The sequence below is a fragment of the Rhodococcus sp. PSBB066 genome (genome assembly GCF_017068255.1).
Lineage (GTDB): Bacteria > Actinomycetota > Actinomycetes > Mycobacteriales > Mycobacteriaceae > Rhodococcus > Rhodococcus aetherivorans.
On the sequence record NZ_CP070859.1, the window covers coordinates 447,190 to 462,194 of the forward strand.

The following is a 15,005-nucleotide window of genomic DNA, read 5'->3' on the forward strand; positions in this document are numbered from 1 at the left end:
GACGTCCATATCGGGGTCCCGCCGCCGGCCCGGAGCGGGCTGCTACGTGGGCTGCGCCCACGGATCCCGATTCGACACCAGACCGAGCCGGACCGCGCGCACCACCGCACCGACCCGGTTGGGGGCCTTCAATTTGCGCAGCAGATGCTCCACATGAGTGTTGACCGTGCTGCGCGACAGCTGCATTCGCTGCGCGATCTCGCGGTTGGACAGGCCGGCGATCACCAGTTCGAGAACTTCGTGTTCTCGTGGGGTGAGGGCCACCTCTTCCTGCTGCGTGAGCGTGTCCACCGACCAGGCGGCGTACTCCCGGGCATCGCTCAGCGTCGTCTTGACCCCGTGGGGAACCGAATCGCGCGCCACACTGACGTGCAGAGCCCCCACCGCCACGCCGGTGGGGGACGTCAGAACGACGGAGGTGCCTTCGGAGAATCCGGCAGGGACGAACACTTCGCGCACCGAGTAGGTCTGACGATACGACGGGATATCCCGCCAGGTCAGTATCGCGGAGGGCTCGGCCCGAACCGCCTGCATGCCCGGATCCTTGTCGACGAAATCGGTGACGAGGTAGTCCAGGGTCCGGTCGTCGTAGCCACGGCTGGCCACCACCGCGTGCCGACCGCCCGCCACGCGTGTCACGGCAGCCGCCGCGCAGTCGAGCTGATCGGTCATGTACCGGGTGAGTCCGGCCATGCGGTCGACGGCGTTCTCTCCCAGCAACACCGAGACCAGTCCACTGAACACGGGTACGACCATTGCTCGACGATAGTCGAACCCAGTGTCCAGTGGAGCCGAATCCTGTTACCGGGCAGATATTTTCCCTCTCGTGTGCCCGTTTCCCCGCCCGGTCACAGTTCGGGGATGCGGTCCGCCCAGGGGCGAGCGCGTTCGAAGTTCGCCGCTGCGCGCAGTACCGCAGCGTCGGCGTGGAGCCGTCCCGCGATCTGCAGTCCGACCGGACGTCCGTCCGACGTGAATCCGGCAGGGACGGTGACGGCCGGGGTCGTCAGCATGTTGTACGGATAGGTCATCAGCCAGCCGAGCAACTGGGTGCGCAGAGACGCGCCCGCCAGCCGGCCGGGAGCGAACTGTCCCAGCGGATGGGCCGCTTCACACAGCGTGGGCGAGACCAGCAGGTCGTAGTCCTGCATGAACGACGAGAACGTATCCCACATCCGGCCACGGAACAGGTCCGCCCGCCCGACATCGACACCTGTGAGACGCTCTCCTTCACGCATCAATTCGACGAGATTGTCGTCGACCTGGCCCTGCCACTCGTCCCAGTCGATCATGTCGTGTTCGGCCGCGAAACCGGGAACCCAGATGCCGTGCCACATCGCTTCTTCCGGGTCTCCCCAGCCGGGCGTCGCCTCCTCGACCCGGGCACCGAGGTCCTCGAACGCCCGAACGGCCTGCGCGCAGATCGCCGCCACCTCCGGATCGACCTCTGCGAAGCCGAGATCCGGTGACCACGCGATGCGCCACCCGGCGATGTCCTTCTTCGTCTCGGCGACGTAGTCGGTGTCCGAGGCCGGCAGACTGAGCGGATCGGATTCGTCGGGTCCGGCGACGACACCGAGCATGAGGGCATTGTCTTCGACCGTGCGGGTGATCGGACCGTGGTAGGCCCAATGGTAGAAGCGACCACCCAGAATGGTCTGCGGCACCCGCCCGGTCGAGGGCTTGAGCCCGACCACGCCACAGAGCGACGCAGGAATGCGCACCGACCCCGCCCCGTCGCTGCCTTCGGCCAGCGGGCCGAGACCGGCCGCGACGGCGGCGGCGGCTCCGCCGCTGGAACCTCCCGCGCTGTATCCGCGCTTCCACGGATTGTGGGTAGGACCGAACAGGTGGTTGTCCGTGCCGCCGTAGTACCCGCTCTCCGGTGTGTTGGTCTTGCCCAGGTAGAGACCGCCTGCGGCCTTCAGCCGCCGAACGATTACCGCGTCGTGCTCGGCGATGTTGTCCTTCATCGGCACCATGCCGAACGTCAGGGGCCGGCCCGCCACGGCCGTCAGATCCTTGATCGTGAACGGCACTCCGTGCAGAGGTCCGACGGACTCGCCGCCGACCAGTTTCGCATCCAGTGCGCGCGCGTCCGCCAGGACCTGTTCGCGATCGAAGTCGACGATCGCGTTGATCGCCGGGTTGACGTTGTCCACGCGCCGCACGAAGTGCGCCGCGACTTCGCTCGCGCTGATCTGTCCTCGGCGAACGTCGGTCGCGAGTTCGGCTGCACTGAGCCAGGAAAGGGTATCGGTCATGGTTGTCTCCGTGAATCGCGGGGTTCCGGTTGAGGTGGCTCGACCATAGGAACCCGGCGATCACGCCGACAATCGGTCAACTTACCGATCTTTCGTGCTCACTCGCTGATCTTCTTCGCGCCCAGGATGTCCTGCAGCAACTCGATCGCCACGTCCTCCGGTTCGCGCCGCGTCGACGGGTCGCCCGGGGTGGCGGCCTCGGCGAACATCTCTTCCTCGTCCTCGGGGGTGACGTCGGCGGGGCTGATCCGCGGCGGCTCGTAGTCCGGCTCGGGACCGGGGTCGTCCGGGTAGTCCGGCGCCTCGGGCGGCGGGATGTCGTCGACCTCGGGACGCGACGGAACCGGGGGCGCGCCGGGGGACGTCCCGCGCGTTTGCGGGGCGGGCTGGGCCTGCCGGGCCTGGCTGGGCCGGGAGAACCGAGGCTGACCGGAAGGACGCGACCCCGCCTGCGCCGGGGCCGGTTTCGCGGCGGTGGGGGGTGTCGCAGCGCCCTGCACGCAGGTCACCTCGAAGTCCACCCCGAACACCGCCCGCAGGGCGTCGGCGATCACCGCGGCGTTGCGCGGTTCGACGAGCCTCTTGACCAGGGGGGCCGAATCGTGACCGAGCACGATGCGGCCCGCTTCGACGCTGCGGACCGTGGCGCCGGACAGCATGACCTCGACGGTGCGGCTGCGCTCGCGGACCTTGGTACGGACTTCGGACCACACCGCGCGGACGGCCGCGGCGTCGGGCCCGGCGGCGGGGGCGGGCGCCGGCTCCGGCTGGGGTTCCGGCGCGGGTCGCGGTGCGGGCGGCTCGTGTTCCTGCACGACGGGGCGCGGTGCAGGCTCCGGTTCCTGCACGACGGGGCGCGGTGCAGGCTCCGGTTCGCGCGCCGGTGGGGCGGGCGTCGGCGGTGGGGCGGGCGCCGGCGGTGGCACGGGCGCCGGCGCCGCGGCGGCCGGTCGTGACTCCGCCGGTGGAACGGGGGCCGGCTCGGCCGCAGGCTCGGGGACGGGCGCGACCGAGGACGGTGCGGCTCGTCGCTGCGAGGGTCGCTGGAAACGGGCGGCCGGCTCTTCGGGGGCGATCGGCGGCGTGGGCGCGGCCGGCGCCGGAGCGACGGCCCGCGGGGCGGCGCCCTGCGGGGCCGCGATCCCGCTTTCGAGACGCTCGAGGCGTTGCAGCACAGCCGATTCCGAACCCGAAGCGGCGGGCAGCAGCATCCGCGCGCACATCACCTCGAGGAGCAGGCGCGGGGCCGTGGCACCGCGCATCTCTCCCAGACCGGAGTGCACGATCTCCGCGTACCGGGTCAGGGTGGCGGGACCGATCCGGTCGGCTTCCTCCCGCATCCGCTCCAGCACGTCGCCCGGGGCGTCGACGAGACCGCGATCGGCGGCGTCGGGCACCGATCGCATCAGGATGAGATCCCGGAGCCGCTCGAGCAGGTCGACCGCGAACCGTCGCGGGTCGTGGCCGGCATCCATCACCTTCTCGACGGTCCCGAACAGACCTGCACCGTCGCCGGCGGCGAGGGCGTCCACGGCCTCGTCGATGAGGGCGACGTCGGTGACGCCGAGCAGCGAGAGTGCACGGCTGTAGGTCACGCCCTCCTCGCCGGCGCCGGCGAGGAGCTGGTCCATCACCGACAGCGAGTCGCGCGGCGAACCGCCGCCCGCACGGATCACCAGCGGGTAGACGGCGTCCTCGACCGCCACGTTCTCCTGCGTGCAGATCTTCTCGAGCAGCCCGCGCATGACGGGGGGCGGCAGCAACCGGAACGGGTAGTGGTGGGTGCGCGAGCGGATCGTCGGCAGCACCTTCTCCGGTTCGGTGGTGGCGAACACGAAGATCAGGTGCTCCGGCGGCTCCTCGACGATCTTGAGCAGAGCGTTGAAGCCCTGCGTGGTGACCATGTGGGCCTCGTCGACGATGAAGATGCGGTACCGCGACTCGGCCGGCGCGTAGAAGGCGCGGTCGCGTAGTTCGCGGGTGTCGTCGACGCCGCCGTGGCTGGCGGCGTCGAGCTCGATGACGTCGAGGTTGCCGCCACCGCCGGGGCCGAGCGCCAGGCAGGACCGGCACGTCCCGCACGGGGCCGACGTGGGGCCCTCCGCGCAGTTCAGGGAGCGGGCCAGGATCCGGGCCGAGGAGGTCTTGCCACAGCCGCGCGGGCCCGAGAACAGATACGCGTGATTGATGCGACCTGCGTCGAGGGCGATGCTCAGGGGCTCGGTGACGTGCTCCTGACCCACCACCTCGGCAAAGGTCGCCGGTCGGTACTTACGGTAGAGGGCCACGCGCCGAGACTACCGGCGCCGACCGACACCCCGGCCGCGTGGTTGCGGCGGAGTGATGCGGGTATCCGGGGACATGACCGAAACACGACCGTTGGCCCTGGTGACCGGAGCGTCGAGCGGCATCGGCCTGGAACTCGCCCGACTGTTCGGCCGGGACGGATACGACCTCATCCTGGTGGCCCGCTCCGATGCCCTCGACGACGCCACCCGCGCTCTCGCCGCCACCGGCGCCGCCGTGATTCCGGTGCGCGCCGACCTCCGGACGGCGACGGGCGTGGAGGAGGTGTGCACCGCCGTGACGGCGACCGGCCGGCCACTGGCCGCCGCTGCGCTCAACGCCGGCACCGGGCAGGGTGGCCTGTTCGTGGACACCGGCCTCGACGACCAGCTCGAGGTGGTGGACGTCAACGTGCGCTCGACCGTGCATCTGGCCAAGTACGTCCTCGACGGCATGGCCGGGCGCGGCACCGGGCGCGTGCTGATCACGTCGTCGGTGGTCTCGGAGATGCCCGGCCCGTACCAGGTCGTCTACAACGCCTCCAAGTCGTTCCTGCAGTCGTTCTCCGAGGGGCTGCACGAGGAGCTGCGCGGGACCGGGGTCACCGTCACCGCGCTGATGCCCGGAGCGACCGACACCCCGTTCTTCCGCAAGGCCGGGATGGCGGACGCGCCGATCGCCCGCGGCCCCAAGGACGACCCTGCGAAGGTCGCCCGCAAGGGCTACGAGGCGATGCTGAAGGGCAAACGGAAGGTGGTGGCCAGCTCCCCCATGTCCAAGGCGATGGCGGCGGCGTCGACGGTGACACCGGATTCGGTGAAGGCCTTCCTCCACCGCTTCATGGCCGCGCCGGCGTCCGCGCCTCGCTGACCGAGGCAGGTGCCTCAGAGGTTGGGCAGCGCCCAGCTGAGGAACACCACGCCCGCGAGGATGCCGAAGATGCCGGTGAGCATGCCGACGAGAGCGTCGAGGGACTTCTCCTCGTCGGTGAACACGGCGGGCCGGCGGGTGGCGGCGATGCCGGTCCCGATGGCGGCCGCACCGAGCAGAATCCCGAAGCCGAACGTCCAGAAGGTCACGATCGACAGGGCGCCGAGCATCAGCGCCAGATCGGCCCCCTTCTCCTCGACCGCCTCACGCAGCGTCGACAGCGCGGGGAGGTCGAGGCGGGAACGGTGCGGTCCGGAGCGGAAGGGAGTCTGCAGGACGGACATGGTCTTTCGGATCCTCGTCGGCGATGGCGGAACGGTGCGCAGCATCCGGTGGCGGGATCGTACGGAACCTTCTGCAGGACAAGAATTCCGGGATGGGTGAACGGTCCGGCGACCACCGCTCGATGCGACCGGGAACAGATACGGGACACGGCATCTACTCCTGGATCAACCTCACTCGTCGGCCCGGCTGCTACGCAGCACAGATTAGCACTCACCGAGCCTGAGTGCTAACGGGGCGGTGTCGCGGGGTTCGCATGCGCAGCCGATCCGGCTCCGCGCCAGTACAGTTCCTCCATGGGATCGGGGAGCACGGCAAAGGCGTGGGCGGTGGGTCTCTCGATCGTCGCCGCGGCGACGATCGGCACGGCCGGCACCGCCGCCGCCGATCCGGATCCGGGCGCGCGGGTCACCACCGACGGCACGGCGCTGCGGCTCGACGGGCAGCCCTGGTGGCCCACCGGCTTCAACGCCTACCAGCTGGGCACGAACTGGGCGGTGAACTGGGGCTGCGGCGCCATGGTCGATCTGGATGCGTACTTCGGCGCGCTGCCACCGCATTCCCTCACCCGCTTCAACGCCTTCCAGGCCCTGGCCGTCGACCGGTTCACCGGCGAACTCGACTTCGGCCCGCTCGACGCCGTGTTCGCCGCGGCGGAGGCCCACGGTCAACTCGTGATCCCGGTCCTTGCCGCCCAGGACGGCGCGTGCGAGGACGAGGCGTTCAAGGACCGGCAGTGGTATGTCGACGGATGGACGGAGCCGGTCGATCACGAGCGTGCCGTGCTGAGTTTCCGGGACTGGGTGACGACGGCGGTGACGCGGTGGAAGGACTCCCCGGCGCTGGCTGCATGGGAACTCGTCGGCGAACCGGAGACCAGCATGTGCACCGACGAGGCGTGCTCGTGGTGGCTGCGGCAGTGCCCGCCGGACGCGGCCGCCGTCCTGCGCGGGTTCTTCGACACGGCGGGGGCGCAGGTCCGCGCGATCGATCCCCGCACCCTGATCACCGCGGGGCTCACCGGCGGCGGGCAGTGCGGCACGCAGGGCGACGAGTACGCGCTGGTCGGGTCGTCCCCCTTCGTGGACGTCGTCCAGTACCACGACTACGGCGCCGACGGGATCCCGTTGCCCGGCGACCAGTGGAACGGCCTGGCGCGCCGCATCGCCCAGGGCCAGCAGATCGACAAGCCGCTGCTGGTGGCCGAGATCGGCGAGCCGGCGGGCTGGTGCGGGGCCACGGCCGACCGCGCCGAGCACATCGCGACGAAGATCGAGGGACAGAAGACGGCCGGCACCGCCGGGGCGCTCCTCTGGGCCTTCGTCCCCGATCCCCGGCCGGACTCCTGCACCTACGACATCGGCCCAGACGACGAATTGTGGGATGTGATCGAGGAATTCGGAACCTCGGGCGCATCCGTCGGGCCCATCCCGAACACCGGATAGCCGGGGCCCGCGCGCGGCGAGACCACCCGTCCGGTCGGACGGCCGGCCTGGATCGCCCACCGGTTCCGGCACAGTGGTTTGGTATCTCCCCGGTCCGGGTACAGGAGGGCGATCACGGCCCGGCGTCGCCCTCACCGGCACCCGCCGGAAGGTGACACGAAGAAGACATCGCACCGCGCGGCTGGTGCCGTCGCCGGGCGGCGACCAGGACTGAGGAGGGTCATGACACTCGACTACGACACCCGTAAAGAGCTCGACACGGACGAGCTGACCGCCCCGACGCTTCCGGCGGTGAGCGAGACCGTGGAGCCGGACGACGGCGACATCGCCGAGTTCTTCGAACTCCCCGGCGCCGACCTGTCCGGGGAGGAGCTCACCGCCCCGGTCGTCCCCCGGCGGAACGACGAGTTCGTGTGCGACAGCTGTTTCCTGGTCCACCACCACAGCAGGCTCGCGCCGTCCGACGACGGCACGACACGCTGCCGGGACTGCAGCTGACGGACCTCGGCGGAAGGCGCAGAACGAGAACAATTTTCCGCCGAGGTGTAGTCCCTCGCCCTACGGGGTAACCGAAGTCGTGACCACGCCGGCGACGGCGGGTGAAGACCGGAGGGGATCGACGAGATTCCCGAACGAAGGGAAGTGGAGCGTGCTCGGACTCGGAATCATCGGGTGGATCATCATCGGCGGCCTCGCCGGCTGGATCGGTAGCAAGATCATGAAGACCGACGAGCAACAGGGCATCCTGCTGAACATCGTCGTGGGTGTCATCGGCGGTCTGCTCGGCGGCTTCCTGCTCAAGCTCTTCGGTGTCGATGTGGCGGGCGGCGGCCTGATCTTCAGCTTCCTCACCTGCCTCCTCGGTGCGGTGATCCTGCTGTTCCTGGTCAAGGCTGTCACCGGCCGCCGCACGGTCCACCACCGGTAATCTCGCCGACCAGTCACCACACGCGCAGCGGCCTGCCGTCGCCCCGTTCCGGGGCACGGGAGGCCGCTGCGCTGCACGGGCCGAATCCGCGCCGGGCGTGTCGGCCGTCATCCGCTGCGAAAACGGGACCTTTCCGGCATGCTGGCCGGGTGGATGGCGCGTGCGGTGAGCGTGGCGGTCATCCGAGGAACGCCGCCGAGCGACGAGAGGGACACCGATGGACGACACCGCAGCAACGAGGGCACGCTCCGCCACGGCGAGCCGCACCCCGCAGGAGACCCCCGAGCTGTCCTCGGAGGATCTCGCCGCCGTCGTGGAGGCGCTGACCGGCCGTCCGGCAGACATCCCGGAGTCCGAGCCGGCCCCGAAACGACGCCGATCGCCCCGCAAGAAGACCTGAGCCCCCGGCCGCCGACCTCGTCGGTCCCGTAGCGGGCGAACCTCGCGAACACCGCTCCGCGGCACCGCCCGTGCGCGGCTACCGGGAGACCCTCGCGGCCACTTGTCCGAAATGACCGTTTCCGTAACTCGCTCGCAACACCCGCGCCGCGTGGCAGAAACCGGACCGGCACATCGTGGATACCCGGCGCACCGAGAACCGTGCGCGTGAGGAGAATCTGCCGTGTCACCCACGATCGACGCCGGGGCCACCGCGTGGCTGCTGGCGAGCACCGCCCTCGTCCTGCTGATGACCCCGGGTCTCGCACTGTTCTACGGCGGGATGGTCCGCTCCACCGGCGTCCTGAACATGATCATGATGAGCTTCGTGTCGATCCCGCTCGTCACGGTCACGTGGCTCGTCGCGGGCTACACGCTCAGCTTCGACGACGATCTCGGCGGCGGAGTGCTCGGCGGATTCGCACACCTGGGGATGAGCGGTATCGGGCCCGACACCGTCCACGGCCAGGTACCGGAACTCCTGTTCGCCACCTTCCAATTGACCTTCGCGATCATCACCGCCGCCCTCGTCAGCGGGGCGATCGCCGACCGGGCCAAGTTCTCCGCCTGGATGCTGTTCGTGCCTGTCTGGGCACTGCTCGTGTACGTCCCTGTCGCCCACTGGGTCTGGGGACCCGACGGCTGGATCGCACGGCTCGGCGTGCTCGACTACGCGGGTGGACTCGTCGTCGAAACCGTCTCCGGAGCGTCCGGTCTGGCCCTGGCACTGGTGCTCGGACCAAGGCTGGGATTCCGTTCCGAGTCCATGCGGCCGCACAACCTCCCGATCGTCCTGCTCGGCGTGGGCCTGCTGTGGTTCGGCTGGTTCGGATTCAACGCCGGCTCCGCCCTGGCCGCCGACGGCAAGGCCGCCGCGGTCTTCCTCAACACGCTCGTCGCCGGGTGCACCGGCATGCTCGGGTGGCTGTTCGTCGAACAGCGCCGCGACGGGCACCCCACCACGTTCGGCGCCGCCTCGGGCGTCGTCGCCGGCCTGGTGGCGATCACCCCCTCGTGCGGCACCGTCGATGTTCTCGGTGCGCTCGTCGTCGGCGCGGTGGCCGGCATCGTCTGTTCGTACGCCGTGGGCTGGAAGTTCCGCCTGGGCTACGACGATTCGCTCGACGTCGTCGGCGTGCACCTGATGGGCGGCATCGTCGGCACCGTTCTCGTCGGCGTGCTCGCTACCGCCGTGATGACCGAGGGTCCGGAAGGATTGCTGTACGGCGGCGGCTTCGCGCAGCTCGGCAAGCAGGTCCTCGCGGTACTGGTGGTGGGGTTCTACGCCTTCGGCGTGACCTTCGGCCTCGGCAAGCTGATCGACCGCACCTTCGGCTTCCGGGTCAGCAAGGAGGACGAGGCGTCCGGTATCGACCTGGCCCTGCACGCCGAATCCGCCTACGAACACGGCGTGCCCGGGCACGGGGCGATGGGCGGGGTCAATCCGCTGCACTCGGTCTTCCCGTCCCAGGCACGGGAAGACGCCGTGCCCGGCGACGACGAGCGCTAGCAGCGCTCACTTCTTCTTCGCGGCCGCCTTCGACGCCTTCTTGAACTCCCGGACCTCCTGCAGGGTCTGCGCGTCGACGACGTCGGCGATGGACCGCCGCGACCCGTCCTCGCCGTACTCCCCCGCAGCCTCCCGCCAGCCCTCCGGCCGCACCCCGATCTGCTTGCCCAGCAGAGCCAGGAAGATCCGGGCCTTCTGGTCGCCGTAGCCGGGCAGGGCCTTCAGGCGCTTCAGCACCTCCTTGCCGTCGGGGTCGCCGCTCGTCCACAGTGTTGCCGCGTCGCCGTCGTAGCGGTCCGTGACCTCGGCGCACAGCGCCTGGATCCGCTTGGCCATCGATCCGGGAAACCGGTGCACGGCCGGCGGCCGAGCGCAGATCGCGGCGAACTCGTCCGGATCGGCGTCGGCAATGCGGTACACGTCCAGACCACCGAGGCGGTCGGCGAGCCTCTTCGGTCCCGCGAACGCGGTCTCCATCGGAACCTGCTGATCGAGGAGCATCCCGATGAGCAGGGCGAGCGGATCGGCGGCGAGCAACGCATCGGCGTCGGCATCGCCCACGAGGTTCAACGTCGGTGCCATGGCCACGATCATGGCATCCGCGGCGGGCATGGGCCGAGGAGGCACTCCGCTCCGGTCGGTCATGTGAGTCAGGCCGCAGCCTGGGGCGGAGGGGTGTTCGGCGGCGTAACGCCGGGCCGACGAACTCCTCGACCTTCGTCGGCGTGCGCGGACCTGGTACCGCGGTCGGTGTCGGCGGTACGATTCGCCTCGTGACGTCCTCGCCCGGGACAATCGCTCAGGCGCTGCACGGATCGTCCGTGGACATGGTGACCCTGCAACGCCGATACGGTGCGCAGTTTGCAATGGTCCGGAAGGTTCTCGGCGTAGCGCCGAATGCCGCCGCGTATTTGGAGATCTGGCCGACCGGGATGCGCACGTACAACGTGCTCGTACCCAACTTCCTCAACCTGCCCTTCCTGCTGTTCGGTTTCGGACCCCCCAAGGCGACGGTCGGCCTCGCCATGTACACGGCCAGCCGCGCAGCGGGGTGCGCGTACTGCGCATCACACTGCTGCGCGTTCGCGCTCCGGCGTGGGGCCGACGAGGGTGATCTTGTGCGGATCGTGGGCCGCGGGCCGGCGTCGGGTGGCTACAGCAGTGCCGAGCGGTCCGCGCTCGACGTCGCGGAGGGACTCGGACGCGTTCCCGGGTCGCTGACCCCGGCGCAGCGGGATGCACTGCGCGATTCCTTTTCTCCGGCGGACGCGGAGTGGTTGGTGCTCGCAGTCGCGGTGATGGGCTTCTTGAACAAATTCAATGACACTGTGGGCATTCCGCTCGAAGAGAGCATGCTGGCCCTCGCCGACGAGGTGATCGGTCCGACGGGCTGGACGGCCGGAAAACACCTGCCGATACCGGCAGCCACCGTAACGCCGACCAAGCCGCAACCGGACAGGTTTGTGGACCTGCTCGCCTTGTTGCCGGTCTTGCCGTCGGTGATCCGCGCCGACAAGCACTGGACGTCCGGTGTGCCACACAGTTGGCCGGCAGTCGGGATTCATCTCCGCCAGCGGACGGGCCACGACTTCCCGATCCTGGCGCACCTGTCACACGGCCGGGCGATTCGCGCACTCGCCGCCGTCCTCGGTGCCAACACCGACCCGAAGCAGAGCCGGCTCGGGTTGCGCGCGAAGCACCTGGCCGGTCTCGTGTACGCGAACGCAGTCGAGGACGAGGCGCTCGCGAAATCGGCGCGCAATCTGGCCGAATATGCCGGCGCAACCACTTCACAGCTCGCCGGGAGCCGCGCCGGGCTCGACGTGCACACCGACACGGCCCTCGCCTACGCCGAGGCCGCATCGAGCGGCCCCGGGCAGATCACCCCGGAGGTCGTCGCCGCTGCCACGAAGGAACTTGCGCCGCCGGAGATTATCGAACTGACGGTGTGGATTTCCGTGATGCAGCTCCTGCACCGGCTGCACGCCTTCTACGAGTGAGTTCTTCCACTTCCGCGCCGCGGCTCAACGCATGCTCTCGTGTTCGGCGTCGAGGTAGTCGAGCATCGGGGTCGGGGCGGGCAGCGTGCGGCGGCAGCCGGTGAGCCCGGCGACCGGCGGCCCGCCCGCCGCGAGGTGCGTGCCGTCGCGCAACGGCCACCGCCGACGTCGTGCCACACGTTCCTCTACCTTGCTCGCCGGCGGTGAAACGGACGCGTTCGGATGCCGGCGACGACGTCACCCGCCCAGAGCGGACGCGACGAGGAATCCGAGGGCGGTGGATATTCCCACCCACCAGCCACCTTCCCGGTATGCCTCCGGCATCAGGGAATCGGCGAGGACCGCGATCGTCGCGCCACCGGCGAAGGCCTGGATGAGCGAGATCCCCGCGGGGGGCAGCGAGTCGGCATACGCCGTCGCGACGACCACCACGACCACCAGCAGCGCCGCCGTGATGCCCCAGATGAGCACGGCCTTCCGCCGGTCGAAGTTCGAGCGCATCGACGCGGCACCGGCGACCGCCTCGGGCACGTTACCGACGGCGATGGCGACCAGCAGTACCAACCCGCCGGCACCGGCACCGCCGAGTGTCACCCCGAGGGCGGCGTTCTCCGGGATCCCGTCGAGCAACGCCCCGAGCATCAGCGCCCACCCCAATGCAGCGGCGCCGAGCCGGCGCTCGATCAACCGGTCGGCGACGACGTACACCACGGCACCGAGCAGCAGCGCGCCGCCTGCGGACCACAGGCCCTGGTCCGCGAAGGCGGGCGCGAACAATTCGGTGGACACCGCGGAGACCATGGCTCCGGCACCGAACGCCATCAGGGCCGCAAGCAGCGGACGGGGCAGGTCGTACCGGAGCCCCATCAGGGCACCGGCGAACAGCGGCACCGCGGTACCCAGGCCGTACGAGAAAGCTGTCAGCACCGTGCCACTCTACGGCAGAACGTGGCGCCCGCCCGGCCGGCGCCGGGTGGGCGCGTCCGACACGAAAACCGTTGAACACCAACGGTTACGTACCATTTCGCCGGAAACCCGACTACGGCGCGTATTCTGCCCCATCAGGCCCTTCGCCGGGGCTCTTCGGTGTGGGTTCCGGTATGCGCATCATGCGGAACGAGTTGAACACCCCGATGAGACCGGCGAGGAGGGGAATGAGCAGTGCCACCTGTAGGGCGAGCGGTCGTGCGTCGGTGTTGATACGGATGATCTCGTCTTGAAACTCCGGGGGTTCGCCGGCGAGCAGCTGTTCGAGCTGGGTGTTGCTCATGACTTCGGCGTCGTCCTCGAGGACCTGCGCCACCTGCTGTTGCTCTGCCTGCGGGAGCACGGTGCTCGATTCCGCCATTGCGGTGAAGGTGAGGGACAGCGTTGCCAGCATGATGGCGCCGGCGAACGCCAGCCCGAACGACAACCCGAACGATCCTGCCGCAGAATTGACGCCGGCGGCTTCGCTGATCCGCTCCTCCTCGATCGGGGCGAGTGTGTAGTTGTTGAGTTGAGAGACCAACAACCCCAATCCCGATCCGGCAATCACCAGGGGGATCACGAGGCCCCAGCCGAACTCCGCCCGCGGCACGATCGGGATCAGCGCCACGATCCCGAGCGTGAGAAGAACGAATCCCCACCGGATGATGCCGCTCGGGCGGCGATCACTCGCCTTCTTCCCCGCGAGCAACGCCACTGCGAACATGCTGAGCGACAGCGGTGCGAGGGACAGGCCCGCCTGCAGCGCGTTGTACTCGAGCACCATCTGCAGGTAGATCGGCAGCGCGATCATCGTGCCGCCGAGCGCAATCTGCTGGAGCATCTGCCCGGAGATCCCCAGCTTGAAGATCTTGGAGCGGAACAAATCCGGGTCCAGCAGCGCCGGCTCGCCTTGACGTTTGCGCCGCACGAGCCAGTAGGCCAGCACAGCCAGCGCAATCGCACCGACCACCAGGAGCGCACCAACGGCTTCGCCGCCCTCCTGCCACACCAGGATTCCCAGCACGATCCCGCCCATGCCCAGAACGGAAAGTACCGCACCAATCAGGTCAACGCCCCGAGGTCCGGTGTACGGCACATCGTGGACGAGCCTGATACCGGACAGCACGACCCCGATGACGACGACCTCGAGCACAAACCCGACGCGCCACGACAGGTAGGTGGTGATGAAGCCTCCCAGCAGCGGTCCGACGGCAGCGGCAATCGCAGCCGCCGCCCCGACCAGCGCGTAGACCTTCTTCTGCGCCTCCCCCTCGAAATTGCCGTGGATGAGAGACTGCATGGCGGGCAACAGGAGTGACGCGCCGATCCCACCGAGTACGGCCCAGAAGACGACGATCACGGTCAGGCTCTGCGCGAACGCCATCGCCGACGCACCGACTGCGTAACCGAGCAGGCCGAGCACGTACGCACGCTTGCGTCCGATGAGATCACCGACCTTGCCACCGATCAGGATGAATGCCGCAGAAACCAACGCCTCGAGCGCGATCGCAGCCTGCACGCCGCTGACCGTCGTGCCGAGGTCGCGAACCACCGATGAGATCGAGACGTTCATCAGCGATGTGTCGACGACGAGCACGAACATCGCCATCGCCAGCAGTAGGGCGAGCAGGCGCTGCGGGCCCGCTGCCTTCTCGGAGGGATCGCTGGCCGTTGGTCTCTCGATCACCGGACACCCATCGTCCCGGCAGTGGTGACGTTCCCCCGGCCGTCCGTTTCGGCACGGGAGTGTGTCGACCGGCCGATCGCTCGCCCGCGGATACCCGCGGCATAAGCCCGGGTGGGCCATCGGCGGCGGGCAGCCTCTGACATCACGGCCACCTCCTGGGTGTACGCCCGCCCATCTTCAGCTCCTCGGCCCGGCACGGGAGGGGATGGCCGGGAGCACGACGTCAATCCCGTGACACGAGTGTCTCACGTGCGAGGCGACCTATC

At 69.4% G+C, this 15,005-nt stretch carries 15 protein-coding genes; 7 read left to right on the plus strand and 8 right to left on the minus strand.

Annotated elements, in window-relative coordinates; all coding sequences use genetic code 11:
- Positions 1 to 42: 42 nt before the first annotated feature.
- From JYA75_RS02165 to JYA75_RS02175, 3 genes are all read right to left on the minus strand, one after another.
- Entirely contained in the window at positions 43 to 756 is a 714-nt protein-coding gene (locus JYA75_RS02165) for a response regulator transcription factor (protein WP_029547118.1), read from the minus strand.
- 92 nt (positions 757 to 848) lie between these two features.
- On the minus strand, positions 849 to 2,264 hold the full coding sequence (locus tag JYA75_RS02170; protein WP_006943126.1) for an amidase family protein: 1,416 nt from the start codon (positions 2,262 to 2,264) through the stop codon (positions 849 to 851).
- 98 nt (positions 2,265 to 2,362) lie between these two features.
- Positions 2,363 to 4,552 (minus strand): DNA polymerase III subunits gamma/tau, encoded by a 2,190-nt coding sequence (locus JYA75_RS02175; RefSeq protein ID WP_203329648.1) that lies wholly within the window; start codon positions 4,550 to 4,552, stop codon positions 2,363 to 2,365.
- 73 nt (positions 4,553 to 4,625) lie between these two features.
- On the opposite strand from JYA75_RS02175, the gene JYA75_RS02180 reads away from it, so the two are divergent.
- Positions 4,626 to 5,420: an SDR family NAD(P)-dependent oxidoreductase gene (locus tag JYA75_RS02180; protein WP_044476307.1), complete on the plus strand. Its 795-nt coding sequence runs from the start codon at positions 4,626 to 4,628 to the stop codon at positions 5,418 to 5,420.
- Between the two features lie 14 nt (positions 5,421 to 5,434).
- Here JYA75_RS02180 and JYA75_RS02185 read toward each other — a convergent pair whose 3' ends face one another.
- Positions 5,435 to 5,764: a hypothetical protein gene (locus JYA75_RS02185; protein WP_006943121.1), complete on the minus strand. Its 330-nt coding sequence runs from the start codon at positions 5,762 to 5,764 to the stop codon at positions 5,435 to 5,437.
- Positions 5,765 to 6,058: 294 nt separating this feature from the next.
- Between JYA75_RS02185 and JYA75_RS02190 the strand changes: the two genes are divergently transcribed.
- From JYA75_RS02190 to JYA75_RS02210, 5 genes are all read left to right on the plus strand, one after another.
- On the plus strand, positions 6,059 to 7,207 hold the full coding sequence (locus JYA75_RS02190) for a beta-mannosidase (RefSeq protein ID WP_203329649.1): 1,149 nt from the start codon (positions 6,059 to 6,061) through the stop codon (positions 7,205 to 7,207).
- A 222-nt stretch (positions 7,208 to 7,429) separates the two neighbouring features.
- Positions 7,430 to 7,705: a DUF4193 family protein gene (locus JYA75_RS02195; protein WP_006943118.1), complete on the plus strand. Its 276-nt coding sequence runs from the start codon at positions 7,430 to 7,432 to the stop codon at positions 7,703 to 7,705.
- Between the two features lie 151 nt (positions 7,706 to 7,856).
- The gene (locus JYA75_RS02200) at positions 7,857 to 8,135 is read left to right on the plus strand and encodes a GlsB/YeaQ/YmgE family stress response membrane protein (protein ID WP_006943117.1); all 279 of its coding nucleotides are present in this window, start codon (positions 7,857 to 7,859) and stop codon (positions 8,133 to 8,135) included.
- Positions 8,136 to 8,352: 217 nt separating this feature from the next.
- Entirely contained in the window at positions 8,353 to 8,535 is a 183-nt protein-coding gene (locus tag JYA75_RS02205; RefSeq protein ID WP_006943116.1) for a hypothetical protein, read from the plus strand.
- A gap of 222 nt (positions 8,536 to 8,757) precedes the next feature.
- Positions 8,758 to 10,083 (plus strand): ammonium transporter, encoded by a 1,326-nt coding sequence (locus JYA75_RS02210; RefSeq protein ID WP_203329650.1) that lies wholly within the window; start codon positions 8,758 to 8,760, stop codon positions 10,081 to 10,083.
- 6 nt (positions 10,084 to 10,089) lie between these two features.
- Here the strand turns inward: JYA75_RS02210 and JYA75_RS02215 are convergent, their stop codons facing one another.
- The gene (locus tag JYA75_RS02215) at positions 10,090 to 10,665 is read right to left on the minus strand and encodes an HhH-GPD-type base excision DNA repair protein (protein ID WP_203329651.1); all 576 of its coding nucleotides are present in this window, start codon (positions 10,663 to 10,665) and stop codon (positions 10,090 to 10,092) included.
- Positions 10,666 to 10,856: 191 nt separating this feature from the next.
- Between JYA75_RS02215 and JYA75_RS02220 the strand changes: the two genes are divergently transcribed.
- Complete coding sequence (locus JYA75_RS02220; protein WP_203329652.1) at positions 10,857 to 12,083, plus strand: carboxymuconolactone decarboxylase family protein; 1,227 nt, start codon at positions 10,857 to 10,859, stop codon at positions 12,081 to 12,083.
- Between the two features lie 24 nt (positions 12,084 to 12,107).
- Here the strand turns inward: JYA75_RS02220 and JYA75_RS02225 are convergent, their stop codons facing one another.
- The 3 genes from JYA75_RS02225 to JYA75_RS02235 all read right to left on the minus strand — a co-directional run bounded on the left by JYA75_RS02225 (position 12,108) and on the right by JYA75_RS02235 (position 14,739).
- Positions 12,108 to 12,260, minus strand: a complete 153-nt coding sequence (locus tag JYA75_RS02225; RefSeq protein WP_157127598.1) for a hypothetical protein — start codon at positions 12,258 to 12,260, stop codon at positions 12,108 to 12,110.
- A gap of 60 nt (positions 12,261 to 12,320) precedes the next feature.
- Positions 12,321 to 13,010, minus strand: coding sequence for a ZIP family metal transporter (locus tag JYA75_RS02230; protein ID WP_161997239.1), 690 nt, complete (start codon positions 13,008 to 13,010; stop codon positions 12,321 to 12,323).
- Positions 13,011 to 13,122: 112 nt separating this feature from the next.
- Complete coding sequence (locus JYA75_RS02235) at positions 13,123 to 14,739, minus strand: MFS transporter (RefSeq protein WP_203329653.1); 1,617 nt, start codon at positions 14,737 to 14,739, stop codon at positions 13,123 to 13,125.
- Positions 14,740 to 15,005: the final 266 nt, after the last annotated feature.